General features: G+C 67.7%; 16 protein-coding genes. 11 read left to right on the top strand and 5 right to left on the bottom strand.

Annotation, left to right across the window (positions count from 1 at the left end):
- The first annotated feature begins 26 nt into the window (after positions 1–26).
- The 3 genes from WI26_RS24580 to WI26_RS24570 all read left to right on the top strand — a co-directional run bounded on the left by WI26_RS24580 (position 27) and on the right by WI26_RS24570 (position 2835).
- Entirely contained in the window at positions 27–851 is an 825-nt protein-coding gene (locus tag WI26_RS24580; protein ID WP_069227486.1) for an OmpW/AlkL family protein, read from the top strand.
- Positions 852–974: 123 nt separating this feature from the next.
- The gene (locus WI26_RS24575; protein ID WP_059466868.1) at positions 975–1478 is read left to right on the top strand and encodes a hypothetical protein; all 504 of its coding nucleotides are present in this window, start codon (positions 975–977) and stop codon (positions 1476–1478) included.
- A gap of 244 nt (positions 1479–1722) precedes the next feature.
- The gene (locus tag WI26_RS24570; protein WP_069227485.1) at positions 1723–2835 is read left to right on the top strand and encodes a hypothetical protein; all 1113 of its coding nucleotides are present in this window, start codon (positions 1723–1725) and stop codon (positions 2833–2835) included.
- A gap of 77 nt (positions 2836–2912) precedes the next feature.
- Here WI26_RS24570 and betA read toward each other — a convergent pair whose 3' ends face one another.
- The 3 genes from betA to betI are packed head-to-tail and all read right to left on the bottom strand — an operon-like array spanning position 2913 to position 6722.
- Entirely contained in the window at positions 2913–4613 is a 1701-nt protein-coding gene (gene betA, locus WI26_RS24565; RefSeq protein WP_069227484.1) for a choline dehydrogenase, read from the bottom strand.
- 22 nt (positions 4614–4635) lie between these two features.
- On the bottom strand, positions 4636–6105 hold the full coding sequence (gene betB / locus WI26_RS24560) for a betaine-aldehyde dehydrogenase (protein ID WP_069227483.1): 1470 nt from the start codon (positions 6103–6105) through the stop codon (positions 4636–4638).
- 32 nt (positions 6106–6137) lie between these two features.
- Positions 6138–6722 carry a transcriptional regulator BetI gene (gene betI, locus WI26_RS24555; RefSeq protein ID WP_059466864.1) on the bottom strand — a complete coding sequence of 195 codons (585 nt, stop codon included), beginning with the start codon at positions 6720–6722 and terminating at the stop codon, positions 6138–6140.
- 719 nt (positions 6723–7441) lie between these two features.
- Between betI and WI26_RS24550 the strand changes: the two genes are divergently transcribed.
- From WI26_RS24550 to fdhA, 8 genes are all read left to right on the top strand, one after another.
- Positions 7442–8344, top strand: a complete 903-nt coding sequence (locus WI26_RS24550; protein ID WP_069227482.1) for an alpha/beta fold hydrolase — start codon at positions 7442–7444, stop codon at positions 8342–8344.
- Positions 8345–8411: 67 nt separating this feature from the next.
- Positions 8412–8981, top strand: a complete 570-nt coding sequence (locus WI26_RS24545; protein WP_059466862.1) for a methyltransferase family protein — start codon at positions 8412–8414, stop codon at positions 8979–8981.
- A gap of 16 nt (positions 8982–8997) precedes the next feature.
- On the top strand, positions 8998–10281 hold the full coding sequence (locus WI26_RS24540; RefSeq protein ID WP_069227481.1) for a glycosyltransferase: 1284 nt from the start codon (positions 8998–9000) through the stop codon (positions 10279–10281).
- Complete coding sequence (locus WI26_RS24535) at positions 10278–11864, top strand: DHA2 family efflux MFS transporter permease subunit (protein ID WP_069227480.1); 1587 nt, start codon at positions 10278–10280, stop codon at positions 11862–11864. The genes WI26_RS24540 and WI26_RS24535 overlap by 4 nt, the downstream gene beginning before the upstream one ends.
- 10 nt (positions 11865–11874) lie before the next feature.
- Positions 11875–12813 carry a glycosyltransferase family 2 protein gene (locus tag WI26_RS24530; protein WP_069227479.1) on the top strand — a complete coding sequence of 313 codons (939 nt, stop codon included), beginning with the start codon at positions 11875–11877 and terminating at the stop codon, positions 12811–12813.
- A gap of 8 nt (positions 12814–12821) precedes the next feature.
- Positions 12822–14654 (top strand): efflux transporter outer membrane subunit, encoded by a 1833-nt coding sequence (locus tag WI26_RS24525; RefSeq protein WP_069227478.1) that lies wholly within the window; start codon positions 12822–12824, stop codon positions 14652–14654.
- Positions 14654–15844 (top strand): efflux RND transporter periplasmic adaptor subunit, encoded by a 1191-nt coding sequence (locus WI26_RS24520; protein ID WP_069227477.1) that lies wholly within the window; start codon positions 14654–14656, stop codon positions 15842–15844. Before WI26_RS24525 ends, WI26_RS24520 begins: the two co-directional genes overlap by 1 nt.
- 269 nt (positions 15845–16113) lie before the next feature.
- Positions 16114–17310: a formaldehyde dehydrogenase, glutathione-independent gene (fdhA, locus tag WI26_RS24515; protein WP_059537747.1), complete on the top strand. Its 1197-nt coding sequence runs from the start codon at positions 16114–16116 to the stop codon at positions 17308–17310.
- Between the two features lie 92 nt (positions 17311–17402).
- Here fdhA and WI26_RS24510 read toward each other — a convergent pair whose 3' ends face one another.
- Both WI26_RS24510 and WI26_RS24505 read right to left on the bottom strand, forming a co-directional pair.
- Complete coding sequence (locus WI26_RS24510; protein ID WP_069227476.1) at positions 17403–18239, bottom strand: ATP-dependent serine protease; 837 nt, start codon at positions 18237–18239, stop codon at positions 17403–17405.
- 8 nt (positions 18240–18247) lie between these two features.
- Positions 18248–19669, bottom strand: a complete 1422-nt coding sequence (locus tag WI26_RS24505; protein ID WP_069227475.1) for a PLP-dependent aminotransferase family protein — start codon at positions 19667–19669, stop codon at positions 18248–18250.
- Positions 19670–19908: the final 239 nt, after the last annotated feature.

The following is a 19908-nucleotide window of genomic DNA, read 5'->3' as shown; positions in this document are numbered from 1 at the left end:
CGCCGGCAGAATGAGGGGGAGACTTCATGAAGAAGCTGATTGTCGCGGGTGTCGTCGCAGGCGTGTCGATGCTCGCATCGGCCCAGCAGGCGGGCGACAACGTCGCGACGCTGGGCTGGCTGCACATCATGCCGCAGGATTCGACCAACGGGCTGACGACGAATCTCGCGAGCATGCCGATCAACGGGCCGCTGCGGCTGCCCGGGTCGTTCACGTCGCCGGGCACGAGCCTGACCGTCAACAACGCCGATACGGTCGGCCTCACGCTCACGCACTTCTTCACCGACCATATCGCGGTGACGTCCGTGCTCGGCGTGCCGCCCGAGTTCACGCTGACCGGGCACGGCGTGATCCGGCCGCCGGGCCCGGCGGGCTCGCTCGGCAGCGTCAACATGGACAATCCGTCGAACCAGCCGGCCGTGAAGAATGCGCGGCAATGGAGCCCGACGATCATTCTGCAGTACTACTTCAATGCACCGACCGCGAAGTTTCGCCCGTTCGTCGGGATCGGCGTGGCCTACAGCTGGTTCAGCAACATCGAACTGAACGGCAACTTCGCGAGGGACATCAACGAGAACCTCGGCAGCGTGCTCGCGGCCGGCGCCGGCAAGCCGGGGCCGACGTCGGTGGAGGGCAAGGCGTCGTCGTCGTTCACGCCGGTCTACAACATCGGCGCGAGCTACGCAATCGACAAGCACTGGGGGCTGACGGCAACGCTCACGTACATGCCGTTGAAGACGTACTCGTCGCTCGTGATCAAGGCCGCGGACGGCTCGACACTTGCGACCACGCGCACGCGGCTGAAGGCCGATCCGCTGATCACGTTCGTCGGGATTTCCTACAAGTTCTGAGCCGTCCGGCGTGCATCGCGCGCGCCGGCGGCTTCCTGCGACCGAGCGGCCGGGCCGATCCGGCCGGGGCGTCGCGTTCCTGGCGGCATGCCGCCATTTGTGTAGAGAGAGGGGGCAGTTCAAATGAGCATTCGCAAAATCGTATCGCTTGTTGCTGCAGTGGCGTTCACCGCGGTGTCGGCCGCGCCTGCTTTCGCCGTGACCGTCTCGCGCGCCGACGGGCAGGCCATGAACCCGAACGGGGAGCCGTTCTCCGCGACGGGGCTCACGGTCCTGGCCAAGGGCTCGATCAACGCGACCTGCAACGCGACGTTCAACGGCACGATCTCGTCGACGGGCATCGTCAACATCACGTCGACGACGTTCACGGGCGCCGCGACGTGTGGCCTGATCAGCGGCAGCGCAACCAGCGCGGCGCCGTGGACGGGGCAGGCCGACAGCACGACGCAGCTGTCGATCAACAACGCGAAGGTGACCGTTTCGCTGCTCGGCACCTGCGGGCCGAGCAAGGTCGTGACGACGTGGAGCGATCCGAATTCGTCGCTGACGTTCAATAACGCGGTGTTGACGCCGGACTGCACGGTCAGCGGCACGGTCGCCACGTCGCCGAAGTTCCACGTGCAGTAAGCGTCGCACGAGCGGAACCGGGCGCCCGCCAGGGACGAGGGCCGTGCAACGATGCGCGGCGGGCGACCCGGTTTCGCGACGCATGCGCGTCGTCGCGCGTATCGGCGTGACGACCGGCCGGCCGCCTGCCTCGCGATCCGATGCGGACGGTCATGCAGGGGGGGGGGGGGCGACGCACCGTGCCGCCTGCGACGACGGATACAGAACAATTACTTCGACTTGCCAAAACCATTCCGGACCACCCATGCTCACCGACCCAGCGAAGTATGGCGATGCCCGCGCTGCGACGCCCGACCGGCTGCGCACGGCCGCGTGGCTGCAGTACCTGATCGAATACCTGAACGACGCGGCTTGCGTGACGACTGACGACGTCGGCGCGACGGCCGTCAAGCCGACGCACGCGGCTCGCGTGCGCGTCGGCGCGAACCTGTCGCATGACGCGATCGCTGTCCTGCGCGAATTCGCGCCGTGGATTGCAACGGACGGTGGCGGGTGTGCGTGCGATGCGACCGATGCGTGCATGCACGTTCCCGATGCGCGGCAGCTTGCGCACGCGGAGCGATGCTGCCCGGGATCGCGTGCGGCATTCGAAGCGGCGCATGGCTTCATCGATGCGTGGGCCTTCGACGATCCGAACGACGGCTGGGCAGCGCTCGAGCGGATTGCCGGCGGCGTCACGCCAGGCAGCGACGAAATCGACACGCACAAAATGCGGGAGCGACTCGCGAACGGTGAAGGGCCGCCGCTTGCGAAGAACCTGAGAGAACGACGTGCGGCCGTCGCGGCGGCCTGCGTGGAGCCGTCGGCCGGGCCGGGGGCCGTCATCGACGCGATCGTGCTGCGCGTCTGCGGGCCGCGCGACGATGCCGCGCGCATCGACGAGATGGCCGCGCTCGCGATGTTCTGCGCCCAGCTTGCGGCCGGCAACGGGATTTCCTTCGCCGCGTATGGCGGTCGACACAATCTGGTCGCACGGGCGATTCGCGAACGACGCACCGATCTCGCGTCGGTGGACGGGCTGCTCGCGGCGGTGTCCGTGTGCCGGCTTGACCGGCTCGTCGGCGCGGGCAGTTTCTGGGCGTATTACCTGCTGGCGGGCATCGTGATCGCGGCGCCGGGCATGGTGCGCGAGTTCGCGCGGTGTTTTCATGGCGACGCGTGGGAGGCTTGGCTCGATGACACGCTCGCGTGGCCGGCGATCGGCCGCTTCGGGAGGCAGGAGGATGTCGCGTTCGATCAGCTACGCGGCGCGATGAGCCTGACGTCGCGATCGAATCCGATCGTGCGCGCGAAACGCGTGCGGCCGAGGGTGGCTGCGATCACGCGCTTCAGTACGGGCGGCGAGCGCGCCCAATGAAATGAAAAACGGCTCGCGGCGAGAACGCCACGAGCCGTGGGTGTTGCTGATGCGCACCGGAGAGGGCGCTCGCGCGGTTACACCGTCTCCGGCTGCCGCACCGCCTTCGCGACATTGCGCGCCATCGCACCGTTCGCGACGAAGTAGGGCACGTCGACGCGCGCCAGCGGCTTGCGGCCGCGAATCTTGTCGGCGATCTTCTCCGCGATCATGATCGTCGGGGCGTTGAGGTTGCCGGTCGTGATGATCGGCATGATCGACGCATCGACCACACGCAGGCCTTCCAGCCCGTGCACACGGCCTTCTTCGTCGACGACGGCCATGTCGTCATAGCCCATCTTGCACGAGCACGACGGATGGAACGCGGTCTCCGCGCGGGCCCGCACGAAGGCGTCGAGTTCCTTGTCGGTCTTGCAGTCGGCGCCCGGGTTCAGTTCGCGGCCGCGATACCGGTCGAGCGCGGGCTGCCGCATGATCTCGCGCGTCGCACGGATCGCATCGCGGAACTCGCGCCAGTCGAGCGCTTCGGCCATGTAGTTGAACAGGATGCTCGGATGATCGTTCGGATCGCGCGAGCGCAGTTTCACGCGGCCGCGGCTCGGCGAACGCATCGAGCCGACGTGCGCCTGGAAGCCATGCATCTCGATCGCATTCGAGCCGTTGTAGTTGATCGCGACGGGCAGGAAGTGATACTGGATGTTCGGCCACAGGTCGTCGTCGCGCGTGCGGATGAAGCCGCCTGCTTCGAAGTGGTTGCTCGCGCCGAGACCGGTGCCGTTCAGCATCCATTCGAGGCCGATCTTCGGCTGGTTCCACCACTTGAGCGCCGGATACAGCGACACCGGCTCCTTGCACTCGTACTGGATATACATCTCCAGGTGATCCTGCAGGTTCTGGCCGACGCCGGGCAGGTCGAGCACGATCGGGATGTCGAGTTCCTTGAGCCACGCGCCGGGGCCGACGCCCGAGCGTTGCAGCAGTTGCGGCGACGCGATCGCGCCGCTGCACACGAGCACTTCGCGGCGCGCATGCGCGGTCGCGCGCTCGCTGCCGCGCAGATACGTGACGCCCGATGCGCGCTTGCCGTCGAACAGGATGCGGTCGGCGAGCGCATGCGTGACGATCTCGAGGTTGGGCCGCACCTTCGCCTGGTCGAGGTAGCCGCGCGCGGTGCTCGCGCGGCGGCCCTTCGGCGTGACGGTGCGGTCCATCGGGCCGAAGCCTTCCTGCTGATAGCCGTTCAGGTCGTCGGTGCGCGGATAGCCGGCCTGCACGCCCGCATCGACCATCGCCTCGAACAGCGGATTCACGCCGGGCTTGCTGGTCGTGACCGATACGGGGCCGTCGCCGCCGTGATAGTCGTTCGGGCCGACGTCGCGCGTCTCGGCCTTCTTGAAGTACGGCAGGCAATCGAGATACGTCCAGTTCTCGAGCCCCTTGTGCGTCGCCCAGTTGTCGTAGTCGAGCGCGTTGCCGCGGATGTAGCACATCCCGTTGATCAGCGACGAGCCGCCGAGCCCCTTGCCGCGGCCGCATTCCATCCGGCGGTTGTCCATGTGCGGCTCGGGATCGGTCTCGTAGGCCCAGTTGTAGCGACGGCCCTGCAGCGGATAGGCGAGTGCCGCCGGCATCTGCGTACGGAAGTCGAAGCGGTAGTCGGGGCCGCCCGCTTCGAGCAGCAGCACCGTGACGTTCGGATCTTCCGTCAGGCGCGTCGCGAGCACGTTGCCCGCGGAACCAGCGCCGCAGATGATGTAGTCGTATTCGCGTGTCGTCATGACGGGGAATCTCCTGTCGTTCTCAAAACACCGGGTTGTAGCGGCCGAGCTCGACCTGCACCGATTTGATTCGAGTGTAGTGCTCGAGCGTCGTGATGCCGTTCTCGCGTCCGACACCGGATTGCTTGTATCCGCCAACCGGCATCTCGGCCGGCGATTCGCCCCACGTGTTGATCCAGCAGATGCCGGCTTCGAGGCGGTGGATCGTGCGGTGCGCGCGCGACAGGTTCTCGGTCACGACGCCGGCCGCGAGGCCGTAGTGCGTGTCGTTCGCGCGGGCAATCACTTCGTCCTCCGATTCGAAATCGAGGATGCTCATCACCGGCCCGAAGATCTCTTCGCGGACGATCTTCATGTCGTCGCGGCAGTCGCCGAACACGGTCGGCGCGACGTACTGGCCGCTGCCGAAGTGGCCGTCGGTCAGGCGCGTGCCGCCCGCGAGCAGCTTCGCGCCTTCGGCCTTGCCGCTCTCGATGAAACCGAGCACCTTGTCGAGCTGCGCGGCCGATACGAGCGGGCCGAAGTTGGTGTCGGCGTCGGTCGGCTTGCCGACACGGATGCGCTTCACGCGTTCCAGCACCTTCTGCGTGAACGCGTCCTTGACCGAGCGGTGCACGAACACGCGCGTGCCGTTGGTGCAGACCTGGCCCGAGCTGAAGAAATTGGCGGTGACCGCGATGTCGGCGGCGCGGTCGAGGTCGGCATCGTCGAACACGATCAGCGGCGACTTGCCGCCGAGCTCCATCGTCACTTCCTTCAGCGACGATGCGCCGGCCAGCGACATCACCCTCTTGCCGGTCTCGACGCCGCCGGTGAACGACACCTTCGCGATGTCCGGATGACCCGTCAGCAGCGCGCCGACCGAACCGTCGCCCTGCACGACGTTGAACACGCCGGCCGGCACGCCGGCTTCCGTATAGATTTCCGCGAGCTTCAGTGCGGTGAGCGGCGTGACTTCGCTCGGCTTGAACACCATCGCGTTGCCGGCCGCGAGGGCGGGCGCCGTCTTCCAGCACGCGATCTGGATCGGGTAGTTCCATGCGCCGATGCCCGCACACACGCCGAGCGGCTCGCGTCGCGTATAGACGAACGACTCGGCGCGCAGCGGCACCTGCAGCCCCTCGATCGCGGTCGCGAGGCCCGCGTAGTACTCGATCACGTCCGCGCCGGTGACGATGTCGACGGCGAGCGTCTCGCCGATCGGCTTGCCGGTGTCGCGCGTCTCGATCGTCGCGAGTTCGTCGTTGCGTTCGCGCAGCAGGTCGACCGCGCGGCGCAGGATGCGCGAGCGCTGCATCGCGGTCATCGCGGCCCATTCGCGCTGGCCTTGCTGCGCCGATGCGACCGCGCGGTCGACGTCGGCCGCGCTCGCCTGCTGCACCTGCGCGAGCAGTTCGCCGGTGGCGGGATCGAAGGTGTCGAAAGTCTTGCCGCTGGTGGCGTCGACGTAACCGCCACCGATGTAGAGGCGCTGCAAACCGTATACGGACATGAGGATCTCCTTGAGGGCGACTGCGCGACGCGTCAGTCCGACGCGAGCAGCAGGTCGATGTAATCGTGGGCGAGCTTCAGTGCAGCCCGTGTGTCGATCGGGCCGCCGGCGAGCGCGCCGCGCAGCCACAGGCCGTCGATCAGCGCGGCGAGGCCGCTGGCGGCTTCCCGTGCCTTCGCGCGCGGCAGCGCCTTCGCGAATTCCGCGCACAGGTTCGAATGGAGGCGCCGGGTGTTGACGTGCTGCAGGCGCTTGAGCATCGCGTCGTGCATGCTCTGCGACCAGAACGCGAGCCAGGTCTTCATCACCGGTGCGCTGACCTGCGTGTCGTCGAAGTTCGCGGCGACGATCGCGCGCAGCCGGGAGCGCGGGTCCTTGCGTGCGGCGACGCGGCGGCGCGTGGTGGCGGCCCACAGGTCGCGCAGCACGTGGCGCATGGTGGCTTCGAGCAGGCCGTCCTTGTCGCCGAAGTAATGGCTGACGATGCCCGTCGAGATGTTCGCGCGCTGCGCGACCGACGCGAGTGTCGTGCCGGGCAGGCCGGCCTCGTCGATCGAGCGCAGCGTCGCGTCGATCAACTGCGCGCGACGAATCTCTCGCATTCCGACTTTCGGCATCGCGACTCCCTTCGCCCGGACGGGCCGTTCCTGGAAGCCGACAGCTTAGCGATTTTTTATTGAACGTTCAATCAACAAAAAATCGGGGTCCGATGGTGAGCGTAGAGGTCGGATTGAGCCCCGATACTGCGACCGCGATTGTGCAGGTGCGGAAAAACGAATCGAAAGACGGTTAAATAATTTGAAGTTTGTTTAAAACGGTTTTTGAAAAGACGGTGCAATGGCTGCGAAAATTTCCCGATTCGATTTATTACACACAGAAAGAGTGTGGAGCTCGGTGAAATTCCAGGGAATTCGAAAATTGGAGCCACGAGTGTCATCGTTCGTAATTTCCGGTAATTCGTTTCAATCGGTCGATTGAATCTTGGTATCGAATTGAATTTAAAGGAAATTTTGTGGATATTCGATTGTTGGTCGGATGGGGTGCAAACGATTGCTGTCGACCGGGGGGCGATTCCGTCTAACATAAAAAAGGTCGAAAATATTTTAATCGGTCGTATTTCCCGGTGGAGTAGAGGGGGTCGTTGGAATGACTTGAGTAAGTAATATTGCCCGTATTAGTATGTCGCCGCACCACAAGGAATGAATCGGCGCCGCGGTTTTTTTCGCGGTGCGTCGGCAATGGGCGCGGCCAACGACCTCGACGGGGCCGGCCCCCCGCCATTGTGCATTTGCAGCATGCCGCGACGCCGAGACGCCGCATCCACCGGAGAACGACGATGCCGACCGAAAAACACGTGGTCCCGCTACCGAATGGTCTGAAGGTCTACGTCGAACGGAACGTGTTCGATCCGTCGTTCGACACGGCGATGCTCGTCAACGGCGCGCTCGCGACGACCGCGTCGTTCGGGCAGACCGTCCAGTATCTCGGCGAGCGGATGAACACGATCTGCTTCGACCTGCCGTATGCGGGGCAGTCGCGCCAGCACAACCCGGGCTGCTTTATCCTGACCAAGGACGACGAAGCCGCGATCCTCCAGTATCTGGTCGAGCGCTTCGCGCCGGCGTTCCTCGTATCGGTGTCGTGGGGCGGCGTTGCGTCGCTGTTCGCGCTCGCGCGCGGGTGCCCGAGCGTGCGGCGCGCGGCGATCTGCTCGTTCTCGCCGTTCCTGAACGACGCGATGGTCGACTACGTGACGCGCGCCCGCGACCACATCGCGGCCGGCGAGAACCTGAAGGCCGCGCAGCTGCTGAACGATACGGTCGGCCGCTATTTGCCGCGCATCATGAAGCTGTACAACTACCGGTATCTGACGCGCCTGCCGCGCGACGAGCAGGACCAGGTCGCGTTCCACGTCGACCAGATCCTGTCGCTGCAGCCGGAGCGCTACCTGAGCGAGTTTTCGAACATCGGTTGCGAGTTGCTGTTCCTGAACGGCGAGCGCGACGAATACACGACGCCGGCCGACGTGCGCCAACTCGCCGCGCACGTGCCACGCGCGCGCTTCGCGACGATTCCCGACGCCGGCCATTTCCTCGACATCGAAGGCCGCGTGCAGCGCGAAACCACGCGCGCCGCGCTGCTCGACTTCTTCTGCGGCACGCCGCCCGTCGCCGCCGGCATCGCGCTTGGCGCCGCGCACGCATGCGTGCCCGCGCCGATGGTGGCGCTGTCGTCATGACGCGGCACGTCGCGCACCGGGCATTCCGGACGCATCCGAATTCTCTTCCACACGAGGCAGGCCAGCCGTGAATATCGTTCAGACCATCGCCATCGTCGTTCCCTGGGCCGCGTGGCTCGCCTACTGGATCGCGACGTCGCAGGCCGTGAAGACGACCGTGCGCAAGGAGGCGTCGCGCTCGCGCACGCTGCAGTCGATTCCGCTGATCGTCGGCGGCGCGCTGATCATCCTGCCCGATCCGTCGTGGCAGGCACTCGTGCCCGACTGGCAGCGCTTCGGCCTGCAGGCGCAATGCGGGCTCGCGGTGCTCGTCGCGGGGCTGCTGTTCTCCGTGTGGGCGCGGCTGCATCTCGGCACGAACTGGAGCGTGTCCGTCACGCTGAAGGAAAACCACGAACTCGTCCGTACCGGCCCGTATGGCCTCGTGCGCCATCCGATCTACACCGGCTGCCTGATCGCGCTGGTCGGCGCCGCGCTGATCGGCGGCGAATGGCGCGGCGCGCTCGGCGTCGCGCTCGTGTTCGCGTCGCTCGCATACAAGGTACGCGTCGAGGAGAGCTGGCTCACCGGCTATTTCGGGCCGGCGTACACGCAGTACCGCCGCGAAGTCGCGGCGCTGATCCCTGGCTTCTACTGACCCCGCGAGGCGCGCGATGGCGAAGGTGATCGTGACCGCGATCGGCTCGGCGGGCGACGTGCATCCGCTGCTCGGCGTCGCGCGTGCGCTCGCGATGCGCGGCCACGACGTCGTGTTCTGCACGCATCCGCCGTTCGAGGCGGCCGCGCGCCGCTGCGGCTTCACGTTCGTGCCGGTCGGCACGGCGGCCGAGTACGAGGCGGCGATGGAGAACCCGGCGCTGTGGAATCCGCGTACGTCGTTCCGCACGCTCTGGCAGGTGATCGCGCCGGTGCTGCGCCCGCACTACGACACGCTGCGCGCGCTGACCGATCGCGACACCGTGCTGGTCGGCACGTTGTGGGCCTTTTCCGCGCGCTTCATGCAGGAGTTGCACGGCACGCCGTACGTGTCGGTGCAGGTATCGCCGTCCACACTGCTGTCGGCACACGCGCCGCCGACGCATCCGCGCCTGACGATTCCCGCGCGCTGGCCGCTGCCGGTGAAGGCGGCGCTGATGACGCTGATCGAGCGACAGGTGCTCGACCGCGTGTGCGGGCCGGCGCTCAACGCGGTGCGCCGCGACCTCGGGCTCGCCCCCGCGCGGCGCGTGCTCGGACGCTGGCTGCATTCGACGGACGGCGTGCTGTGCCTGTTTCCCGACTGGTTCGCACCGGCGCAGCGCGACTGGCCTGCCCGCGTTCTGCAAAGCGGCTTTCCGTTGTTCAACGACATCGCGACACCCGACGACGATCGCGCGCTCGATGCGTTTCTCTCGGCTGGCGAGCCGCCCGTGGTCTTCACCGCCGGGTCGACGCTGATCGATCACGCGGCGTATGCGCGCGCGGTCGCGGACGCGCTGCGTGCCACCGGCGCGCGCGGCATCCTGCTGAGCCCGCACGATGCGGCACCGGACGGCGACCGGCTGCTGGTGCGCCGCTTCGTGCCGATGCGCACGCTGCTGCCGCGTTGCCGCGCGCTCGTGCATCACGGCGGGATCGGCACTGCGGCACTCGCGTTCGAAGCGGGAATTCCGCAGGTCGCGACGCCGTTCGCTCACGATCAGTTCGACAACGCGCAGCGCGTCGCGGCAAGCGGCGCCGGCGTGCGCGTCGACGGTGCGGTCGACGGCGTGCGTCTCGGTGCGGCGCTCGCGCGCGTGCTGGATGAACCCGAATTCGCCGTGCATGCGGAACGCACGCGTGCGCTGATCCACGCGGCACCGGACGGCTGCGAAACGGCTGCCGATTACATCGAGCGCTTCGCGCCGAGCCGCGGACGTGCGACCTTGCCGCGCGTTGTCGCGATGGCGGGCGCATGAGCACGGCATCGCCGCTTCAGGATACGCCCGCCGCCTTCGACGCGAGCGAACCCGCAGCCGTTGCGCCGCCGGTGCGCGGCGCCCGGCTCGCGCTGCTGACGTTCGCGCTGTCGCTCGCGACTTTCATCGAAGTACTCGACTCGACCGTCACCAACGTTGCGGTGCCCGCGATCTCGGGCAGTCTCGGCGTCTCGAACAGCCAGGGCACGTGGGTGATCAGCTCGTATTCGGTCGCAGCCGCGATCGCGGTGCCGCTGACCGGCTGGCTCGCGCGGCGCGTCGGCGAGCTGCGATTGTTCGTCGGTGCAGTGCTGCTGTTTACGTTGACGTCGCTGCTGTGCGGCCTCGCGCGCGACCTGCACGTGCTGGTGGTCTGCCGCGCGCTGCAGGGGCTGTGCTCGGGGCCGATGGTGCCGCTGTCGCAGACGATCCTGCTGCGCACGTTCCCGCCGGACAAGCGCACCGTCGCGCTCGCGCTGTGGGCGATGACGGTGCTGCTCGCGCCGATCTTCGGGCCGGTGGTCGGCGGCTGGATCGTCGACAGTTTCTCGTGGCCGTGGATCTTCCTGATCAATTTGCCGATCGGGCTGTTCTCGTTCGCGGTCTGCACGGCGATGCTGCGCCCCGACGCGCAACGCGGCGCGGCTGGCCCGATCGACGTGCCGGGCATCGTGCTGCTCGTGATCGGCGTCGGTTCGCTGCAGGCGATGCTCGATCTCGGTCACGACAAGGGCTGGTTCGATTCGCCGCTGATCGTCACGCTCGCGGTGGTCGCGGCGCTCGCGATCGTGTCGCTGCTGATCTGGGAGGCGGGCGAGGCCCATCCGGTCGTCGACCTGAGCCTGTTTCGCGACCGCACGTTCTCGTTCTGCGTGTTGATCATCTCGCTCGGGATGATGAGCTTCTCGGTGGTGGGCGTCGTGTTCCCGCTGTGGATGCAGGCGGTGATGGGCTACAACGCGTTCCACGCGGGGCTCGCCACCGCGTCGCTCGGCGTGCTCGCGCTCGTGTTCTCGATTCTTGTCGGTCTGCACGCGCATCGTTTCGACGCGCGCGTGCTCGCGACGTTCGGCTTCCTCGTGTTCGCGGCCGTGCTCGCATGGGACGCGCATTTCACGCTGAAGATGACGTTCGCGCAGATTGCCGCGCCCGGGCTGATCCAGGGAATCGGATTGCCGTGCTTCTTCATTCCGCTGACCGCCGCGACGCTGTCGCGCATTCCGGACGACCGGCTCGCGGCCGCGTCGAGCCTGTCGAACTTCCTGCGCACGCTGTCCGCCGCGTTCGGCACCGCGATGAGCGTGACGCTGTGGGACAACCGCGCGACCTATCACTACGACGTCGTGTCGCAATCGGTCACGCACGCGTCGGCGAACACGCAGCGCTTCGTGCACACGCTGAACGCGATGGGCGTGGACGGCGTGCGCGAGCTGTCGACGCTGCACCAGGTCGTGATGCAGCAGGCGTACATGATGGCGACAGGCGACATGTTCTGGATGGCCAGCATGACCTGCCTCGTGCTCGCCGCGATGATGTGGCTCACGCGGCCGAAGCGCGGCGCGGCAGCGTCGTTCGGACATTGAGGAGAGCGGCATGACGACACTCGGCGCACTCGTGATCCTGTATCACCCGACCGACGCGCAGCTCGCGGCGCTCGGCACGTGGCGGCGCGCGTGCGACGCGCTGCTCGTCGTCGACAACACGCCGCAGCCCGATTCGCGTGCAAGCGAACTGTGCGCGCGCGATGGTATCGCGCTGCTGCATCACGGTAATCGCGGCGGAATCGCGGGCGCGTACAACGCGGGACTCGCGGCGCTGTTTCGCGACAACGTCGATGCGGTCGCGCTGTTCGACCAGGATTCGTCGGTGCCGGCCGGTTACTTCGCGACGATGCGCGACGCCTGCGCGGGGCTTGCGGGGCGCGCATTCCTCGCGGGCCCGCGCATCTTCGACGAGAACGCGCGCAGCTTCCTGCCGGAGCTGGCGACCAACGGAATCGCGTTGCGACGACTGCGCGTCGATCCCGATGCGCGATTGCAGCGCTGTGCGTTCCTGATCTCGTCGGGCTGCGTCGTGTCGCGCGCCGCGTTCGACGTGCTCGGCCGCTTCGACGAGACGCTGTTCATCGATCACGTCGACACTGAGTACAGCTTCCGCGCCCTCGCGCGCAACGTGCCGCTCTACGTCGTGCCGTCTCTGGTGCTGCCGCACCGGATCGGCGCGAAGCAGCGTCACGCGTTCGGTCCTTTCGAAATGACGTCGATGAATCACTCGTGGCAACGGCGCTACTACAGCGCGCGCAATGCGGTGCAGCTCGGGATGCAGTACGGGTTGCGCTTTCCCGTGGCGATCGTGCCGAATCTGCTGACGGTGTGGCAGGTCGTGCAGATCGCACTCGTCGAGCGTGACAAGCGCGACAAGCTCGCCGGCATCCTGTTCGGCATCGCGGACGGCCTGTTCGGCCGGCTCGGTCCGCTCGAGCGCACGCGGCCGCGTCTGGCCGCACGGGCGCAGCGCGTCCAGCAGGGATGAGGGAAGCGATGCAGCGTGTGAAAGAAAATGCGGCGGAGCTGGCGCGCAGCGTGAAGGGCGGTGCATTGATCGGTGCGGCGGCCGTGGCGATGGCATTGAGCGGATGCGTGCCGACGGGCTTCCTGCCGTCGCTGTCGTTGCGCGCGCCGGCCGACGATGCGCTCGCCAACACGGCCGGCCCCGGCGTGAACGGCGCGTGGCCCGCGCCAGATTGGGTGAAGCAACTGCGGGATCCGCAGCTCGACGCGCTGGTCGCCGAGGCATCGCAAAACAACCCCGACCTGCAGGTTGCACAGGCGCGGCTGCGGATCGCGCAGGCGCAGCTTCAGCAATTCGATTCGTTGACGGGACTGACAGGCACGGCCGGCGCAACGGTCAGCCGCGCGCGGATGCCGAAACCGGGCGACGACGTCGCCAACGTGTCGGCCGGCGGCTATCGCGTGCCGGTCGAGATATTTGGCGATCCGAACGTATCGCCGTCGTCGGTATTCGTCGGGCTCAACTACCAGCTCGATCTGTGGGGCAAGAATCGCGCGGCGACGAAGAGCCTGATGTCGCTGCGTGAGGCGGCCCGGGTCGAGGCCGAGCAGGTGCGGCTGACGCTGGCGGTCGCCATCGTGACCGTGTACTGCCAGCTCGACCAGGCGTACGCGATGCAGGATCTGCTGCAGCAGAAGCTGAAGGTCAGTCAGCGCGTGACGACTGTGCTGCGCGAGCGTACCGCGCGCGGGCTCGACAACGCGTACGACGCGAGCGACGCATCGATCAAGCGCAGCAAGCTGCTCGCGCAGATCGCACTGAACGACGAGCAGATCAAGCTCGCGCAACTGCAGCTCGGTGTGTTGTCGGGCCGCGGCCCGGAACGCGGGCTCGCGTTGCAGCGGCCGCACGTCGGCGCATTGGCCGGCGGCGCGCTACCTGCACGGCTGCCCGCCGATCTGCTGGGCCGTCGGCCCGACATCGTCGCCGCGCGGCTGCGTGTCGAAGCCGCGTTCGCGAATGCGGATTCGACCCGCGCGCAATTCTATCCAGACGTGAATCTCGTCGCGCTCGGCGGCGTATTTGCGCTGACGCCCGCGTCGCTGTTCTCGCGCGACGCGCTTGGCGGTTCCGTCGGCCCGGCGCTCTCGCTGCCGGTGTTCGATCGCGGCCGGCTGAAGGCGAAGCTCGGCGCGGACGTCGCGCAGGCCGACGTCGCGATCGGGCTGTACAACAAGACGGTCGACGACGCGCTCGGCCAGGTCGCGCAGATTGTCACGTCTCTGCGCACGTCGCAGACGCTGGTCGCGCAGCAGCAGGACGCAGCCGCGGCCGCGCAAAAGATCGTGGAAATCGCGACCGACCGTCATCGGCGCGGCGTGCTGATGCAGAAGGACGTGGATGTCGCGGATCTCACGCTGATCGACGAGCGCGCACAGATGATCGCGCTGCTCGGCCGGCAGCGGACGCTGCGCGTCGGATTGATCGGCGCGCTGGGCGGCGGGTTCGACGCGGGCACGACGGTCGCGCAGGCGCCGGCCGTGCATCGGGCGCGCAATGGAGCGGCGAAACGCGGCGCTTCGATTGCCGCACCCGCGACGCCCGCCATGTCCGCACTGACCACCGCCGCGACCACGAGCCAATCGACGGCGGGGCCGGCCGATGCGCATGTGCAAGGCGTAACCATTCAGCAGGACGTCGCCGCATCGAATGCGGGGGCCGCACGACGCGACGATGCGGCACGCACGCCGGCCGCCGGCGCGACGCCCCGCGGCGCTCCCGTTTCCGCTCGCACGGCGGCGAATCCAGCGCCGATCCCCCTGTTCCAGCATGACCGCCTGATCGTTACGCAAAGCGACTGATGCACCACGACAACCTTCATACCGCCGCGCAGCCGGCCGCACTGAACGATCCCGCGCTCGACGCGCGCCGGGCGACGCGCCGCAAGCGCTTCACGCTGTTCTTCGCGGTCGTGCTGCTGGCCGCGCTCGTCTGGATCGCGTTCTGGCTGTTGCGCGACCGCTATTACGAGGACACCGACGACGCGTACGTCGCGGGCAGCATCGTGCAGGTCGCCGCGCAGGTTCCGGGCGCCGTGACCGACGTGCTGGTCGCCGATACGCAGGCCGTGCGCGCCGGGCAGACGCTGGTGCGCCTCGACGACACCGAGGCGTCCGTCGCGTTCGCACAGGCGAAGGCGCAACTCGTACAGGCCGTGCGGCAGGTCGCGAACGCGAAGATCTCGAACACGATGTACGTCGAAGCCGTGAACGCACGGCAAGCCGATCTGTCGCTCGCGCAGCGCGCGCTCGCCGCGCGTTCGGGCGCGTCGGTCGAGATCGTCGCGCCGGAGGAGCTGGCGCGCGCACGCGCGGCGGTCGCCGGCGCGCAGGCGAACCTGGCGGCCGCACAGGCGCAGCTCGATGCGGCGCGCGCGCTCGGCACCAGGTTGCCCGTCGACGAAAGCCCGGCCGTCGTGCAGGCGGCCGCGCAGTTCAAGCTCGCGTACCGGAACCTGAAGCGCACGACGATCGTCGCGCCGGTCGACGGCACGATCGGCCAGCGTTCGGTGCAGGTCGGCCAGCAAGTCGGGCCCGGCGTGCCGTTGATGTCGATCGTGCAGCTGAACCGGCTGTGGATCGAGGCGAATTTCAAGGAAGGGCAGATCCGCCACATGCGCGTTGGCCAGCCAGTCGAGATCGTGTCGGATCTCTACGGTTCGCGCGTGACCTATCGCGGCCGCGTGCAGGGCTTCTCGGCCGGCACGGGCAGCGCGTTCTCGATGCTGCCTTCTCAGAACGCGGCCGGCAACTGGATCAAGGTCGTGCAACGCGTGCCGGTCGTGATCGCGATCGATCCCCGCGATCTGGCCGCGCATCCGCTGCGGGTCGGACTGTCGACGCGTGCGACGGTCGATACGCGTAACCGCGACGGCCATGCGCTCGACAGCGAGCCGCCGACGCCGGCCGTCAGCACGCGCATGCACGACGGCGTCGCGAGCGACGCGGAAGCGGCCGCCGCCGCGATCATTCGCGAGAATCAGGGCGGATAACGCGCGCCCGGCCGATGGCGCCGACCGGTCGCGCCGATCGGCCGGCTCGCGCGCTCACGTGCGCCGTGCCTTCCGCGATCCCGCCCGCCGGGCGCTTCCCCTGGCCCGACTTTCGCATTTCCGCCATCGATGTCGGCACCGTTCAAACGCATGTCGCGTTTGAGACAACGGGGCCCCCACCTCCGGGACTACTCTCGAACAGCACGTTGCGTAGCGCCGCATCCGCCGGCGCGCGGCAGCGCGATCCAACGAGACATGGAGACAATACGATGAGCAGCAATCGAGGTGTCGTCTATCTTGGGCCGGGCAAGGTCGAAGTTCAGAAGATCGATTATCCGAAAATGGTCGATCCGACCGGCCGCGCGATCGGCCACGGCGTCATCCTGAAAGTGGTGAGCACGAACATCTGCGGCTCCGACCAGCACATGGTGCGGGGCCGCACCACCGCGCCGATCGGCCTCGTGCTCGGTCACGAGATCACGGGCGAAGTGGTCGAAGTGGGCCCGGACGTCGAGACGCTGAAGATCGGCGATCTCGTGTCGGTGCCGTTCAATGTCGCATGCGGCCGCTGCGCGATGTGCAAGGACACGCATACGGGCGTGTGCCTGAACGTCAACCCGTCGCGCGCCGGCGGTGCTTACGGCTACGTCGACATGGGCGGCTGGATCGGCGGCCAGGCCGAGTACGTGCTCGTGCCGTACGCCGACTTCAACCTGCTGAAATTCCCGGACCGCGACCAGGCGATGGCGAAGATTCGCGACCTGACCTGCCTGTCCGACATTCTGCCGACCGGTTATCACGGCGCGGTGAGCGCGGGCGTGAAGCCGGGCTCGACGGTCTACATCGCGGGCGCGGGCCCGGTCGGCATGGCGGCGGCCGCGTCGGCGCGCCTGCTCGGCGCGGCGGTGACGATCGTCGGCGACATGAACGCGGAGCGCCTCGCGCACGCGCGGGCAATGGGCTTCGAGACGGTCGACCTGTCGAAGGACGCGTCGCTCGGCGAGCAGATCGCGCAGATCCTCGGCGTGCCGGAGATCGACTGCGCGGTCGACTGCGTCGGCTTCGAGGCGCACGGCCACGGCTCGTCGGGCCATTCCGAGGAAGCGCCCGCGACGGTGCTGAACTCGCTGATGGAAATCACGCGGCCGGCCGGCGCGATCGGCATTCCGGGCCTGTACGTGACGGACGATCCGGGCGCGAAGGACAAGGCCGCGCAGCACGGCAGCCTGAGCATCCGCTTCGGCCTCGGCTGGGCAAAGTCGCACTCGTTCTTCACGGGCCAGACGCCGGTGCTCAAGTACAACCGCAACCTGATGCAGGCCATCCTGTTCGACCGTCTGCCGATCGCGAAGATCGTCAACGTCGAAGTGATCTCGCTCGACCAGGCGCCGGAAGGCTACAAGAAGTTCGACGGCGGCGCGCCGCGCAAATTCGTGATCGATCCGCACGGCTTGCTGGCCGCCTGACGCACGAACGACGGGCTGAAGCGGGCGGTACCGGAGACGGTGCCGCCCGTTTGTCGTTGCGGGCATGTCTCCGGTCGCGGTGTGCCGCGCGCTCAATGCCCGCGATAGACCATCGCCAATTCGGTGCGGCTCGCCATGGCTCGACGACCTTGATGCGTATGCAGGCTCACGCGGCGTATCGCCTGCCCGCGTCGCGTCGCGGCGGCGCCGCCTTTCCAGTCGGCGACGCGAATGCCGCCGCCGCGCGCGCTGTTCGGTCCGTGAACTGGCGGCGGCGTGTGCCGCGCGAGCATCGTCGTCGGGCGTCCTGCCGCATGTCGGGGCGTGCCGGCATTGCTGCGTCGAGCGGCCTTGCTCGGCCGATCGGCGTTGGTGTCGACGTCCGCGTCGGCGAGCCGAGCGGTGCCGACTGCCTCGGGCTCGGCCGGATGAAATGCCTGGACGGGCACGGGCCCGGCCGGCAACGTCGATGGGGCAGCCGTATACGGACTGGCATCGGCCGTCACCGTGCGCGACGCGCCCGATCCGCGACAGACGGGATCCGCCCGGCACGTCCGGTCATACGTCACATAGCCGCCGACCAGCATCACGAGGGTCAGGATGCTCAGCAGCGGCGCGCTCGACGCGCGCGGCCGCTGGACCGCCGCGCCGCGCACCGCAGCCGCGACGCGCGAGGACCACGTCGGGACGGGCTGCTGCTCGGGCGGCGGCGTGATGTCCGCGGTGGGCGCATCGTCGCGCGGCTGGCGCAGCGGCGCGAATGGCCAGCCGCCCAATCCGCAGACGGGGCACTGCTCGCTGGCGCGGAACGCCATGAAGCCGCACTGTCGGCAGCGTTGGCTGACGGTATCGCGCGGCTCGGCACGCAGGTTCAGTGCGCCGCGCAGCGTGTCGCGCGGGCGGACTTTCCGGTTGGGCAGGACTTGCATGATCGTTGCTACCTCGTTTGCTGTTGCCGCCCCGCGAGCGTTCCGATGGTCTGCATCGCGTCCTCGACGGCAGGGGTCCACGGCCGGCCATAGTTCAGCCGGACATAGCGGTGAAAGGCACCCGTCATCGAAAAGATCGGCCCGGGCGCGAGGCTGACCCCATTCTCCATCGCGTCGCCGAACAACCGCATCGCATCCACGTGCGGCGGCAATTCGATCCACAGGAAATATCCGCCACGCGGCGCATATACCTCCGTGTCGGCCGGGAAGTACGCGCGTACCGCCGCCAGCATCTGCGCCTGGTGAGCGGCCAGGTTGCGCCGGAGCCTGCGCAGGAAGCGATCGTACGCGCCGTTGCGCAGATAACTGGACACGGCCATCTGCGCGGGCACGTCGGCCGCCGGCGCGCTCGCGTTCTTCACTTGCCTGATCTGCTTCACATAACGTCCGGCCGCGACCCAGCCGACCCGGAATCCCGGGGCGAGGCACTTCGAGAACGAACCGCAATGCAGCACGAGCCCGTCGTCGTCATACAGTTTCGCGGGGCGCGTGGGCGTCGGGCCGAAATGTAGTTCTCCGAACACGTCGTCCTCGATCAGCGGCACCTGGTGCGATGCGAGCAGTGCGATCAGCGCGCGCTTGCGCTCGTCGGGCAGCGTCGCGCCGGTCGGGTTGTGGAACGAGGTCATGAACCAGCACGCGCGCACCGGATGCGTGTCGAGTGCTTCGGCGAGCGCGTCGAGGTCGAGGCCGGTGCGCGGGTCGACTGGAATCTCGATGGCCTTCAGATGCAGTCGCTGCACGGCCTGCAACACCGCGGGGAACGCAGGGCGTTCGATCGCGACGATGTCGCCGGGGCGCGTGAGCGCCTGCAGGCTCAGCGTCAGCGCTTCCGCCGCGCCGGTCGTGATGACGATTTCTTCCATCGGCAACGACGCGCCCGCGTTCAGGTACCGCAACGCAATCTGGCGACGCAGCGCTTCATTGCCGGGCGGCAGGCCGGCCAGCAGTTTCGCGCGGTCCATGTTGCGGGCTGCCGTCGCCGCGTATCGCCACAGGCTGCTCATCGGAAACAATGAATAGCTGGCGAATGCGGAGCCCAGCGGCACGATGTCGTCGCGCTTGAGCGAGTCGATCAGCTGGAACAGTGCATCGTCGTCGCCGATCTGCGACGCAGCCGGCTTGCGCGGGGTGTCGTGACCCGCGCGCACACGTTTGTCATCGAGGTTCGCAACGAAATAACCGGAGCGCGCGCGCGCAACGATCAGGCCCTCGCTTTCGAGCGCGTAGTACGCGCGAAACACGGTGGAAGGACTTACACGATGGGCGCGGCACGCCGCGCGCACGGTCGGGATGCGCGCGCCTGCCGGCAGGTCGCCGCGCCGGATCGAATCGGCAATCGTCTGTGCGAGCACCGCATATCGCTTCATGCCTGGCCTCCGGCCGATCACGGCCGTCGCTGAAAAAAGAGTAGCACGGCGTCCGCCGCGTTCAATCCCGCCCCAATCGATCGTTCGCAATGTGCTGATACGCACGTTTTCGACCGACTCTGATCCTTTTCTTCAGACCAGCGAACCGGCATTCTTCGCAAGCTTTATTCCCGCCGCGTGATCGATACGGTGTTCACGCTCCCCGACGGCGGATCCGTGACGCTCGCGCACCGTGTGCG

This window comes from Burkholderia diffusa (assembly GCF_001718315.1).
Classification (GTDB): Bacteria; Pseudomonadota; Gammaproteobacteria; order Burkholderiales; family Burkholderiaceae; genus Burkholderia; species Burkholderia diffusa_B.
The sequence above is the reverse complement of the archived record's forward strand: the minus strand, read 5'-3'. Positions and strand labels throughout refer to the sequence as shown.

What these genes read in the sequence shown, in the direction of transcription:
- WI26_RS24530 (WP_069227479.1), top strand. Translation starts at nt 11,875, where the DNA reads ATGACGACACTCGGCGCACTCGTGATCCTGTATCACCCGACCGACGCG.
- WI26_RS24580 (WP_069227486.1), top strand. Translation starts at nt 27, where the DNA reads ATGAAGAAGCTGATTGTCGCGGGTGTCGTCGCAGGCGTGTCGATGCTC.
- WI26_RS24525 (WP_069227478.1), top strand. Translation starts at nt 12,822, where the DNA reads ATGCAGCGTGTGAAAGAAAATGCGGCGGAGCTGGCGCGCAGCGTGAAG.
- WI26_RS24510 (WP_069227476.1), bottom strand. Translation starts at nt 18,239, where the DNA reads ATGCAAGTCCTGCCCAACCGGAAAGTCCGCCCGCGCGACACGCTGCGC.
- WI26_RS24505 (WP_069227475.1), bottom strand. Translation starts at nt 19,669, where the DNA reads ATGAAGCGATATGCGGTGCTCGCACAGACGATTGCCGATTCGATCCGG.
- WI26_RS24550 (WP_069227482.1), top strand. Translation starts at nt 7,442, where the DNA reads ATGCCGACCGAAAAACACGTGGTCCCGCTACCGAATGGTCTGAAGGTC.
- fdhA (WP_059537747.1), top strand. Translation starts at nt 16,114, where the DNA reads ATGAGCAGCAATCGAGGTGTCGTCTATCTTGGGCCGGGCAAGGTCGAA.
- WI26_RS24540 (WP_069227481.1), top strand. Translation starts at nt 8,998, where the DNA reads ATGGCGAAGGTGATCGTGACCGCGATCGGCTCGGCGGGCGACGTGCAT.
- betA (WP_069227484.1), bottom strand. Translation starts at nt 4,613, where the DNA reads ATGACGACACGCGAATACGACTACATCATCTGCGGCGCTGGTTCCGCG.
- betI (WP_059466864.1), bottom strand. Translation starts at nt 6,722, where the DNA reads ATGCCGAAAGTCGGAATGCGAGAGATTCGTCGCGCGCAGTTGATCGAC.
- WI26_RS24535 (WP_069227480.1), top strand. Translation starts at nt 10,278, where the DNA reads ATGAGCACGGCATCGCCGCTTCAGGATACGCCCGCCGCCTTCGACGCG.
- WI26_RS24570 (WP_069227485.1), top strand. Translation starts at nt 1,723, where the DNA reads ATGCTCACCGACCCAGCGAAGTATGGCGATGCCCGCGCTGCGACGCCC.
- WI26_RS24520 (WP_069227477.1), top strand. Translation starts at nt 14,654, where the DNA reads ATGCACCACGACAACCTTCATACCGCCGCGCAGCCGGCCGCACTGAAC.
- WI26_RS24575 (WP_059466868.1), top strand. Translation starts at nt 975, where the DNA reads ATGAGCATTCGCAAAATCGTATCGCTTGTTGCTGCAGTGGCGTTCACC.
- betB (WP_069227483.1), bottom strand. Translation starts at nt 6,105, where the DNA reads ATGTCCGTATACGGTTTGCAGCGCCTCTACATCGGTGGCGGTTACGTC.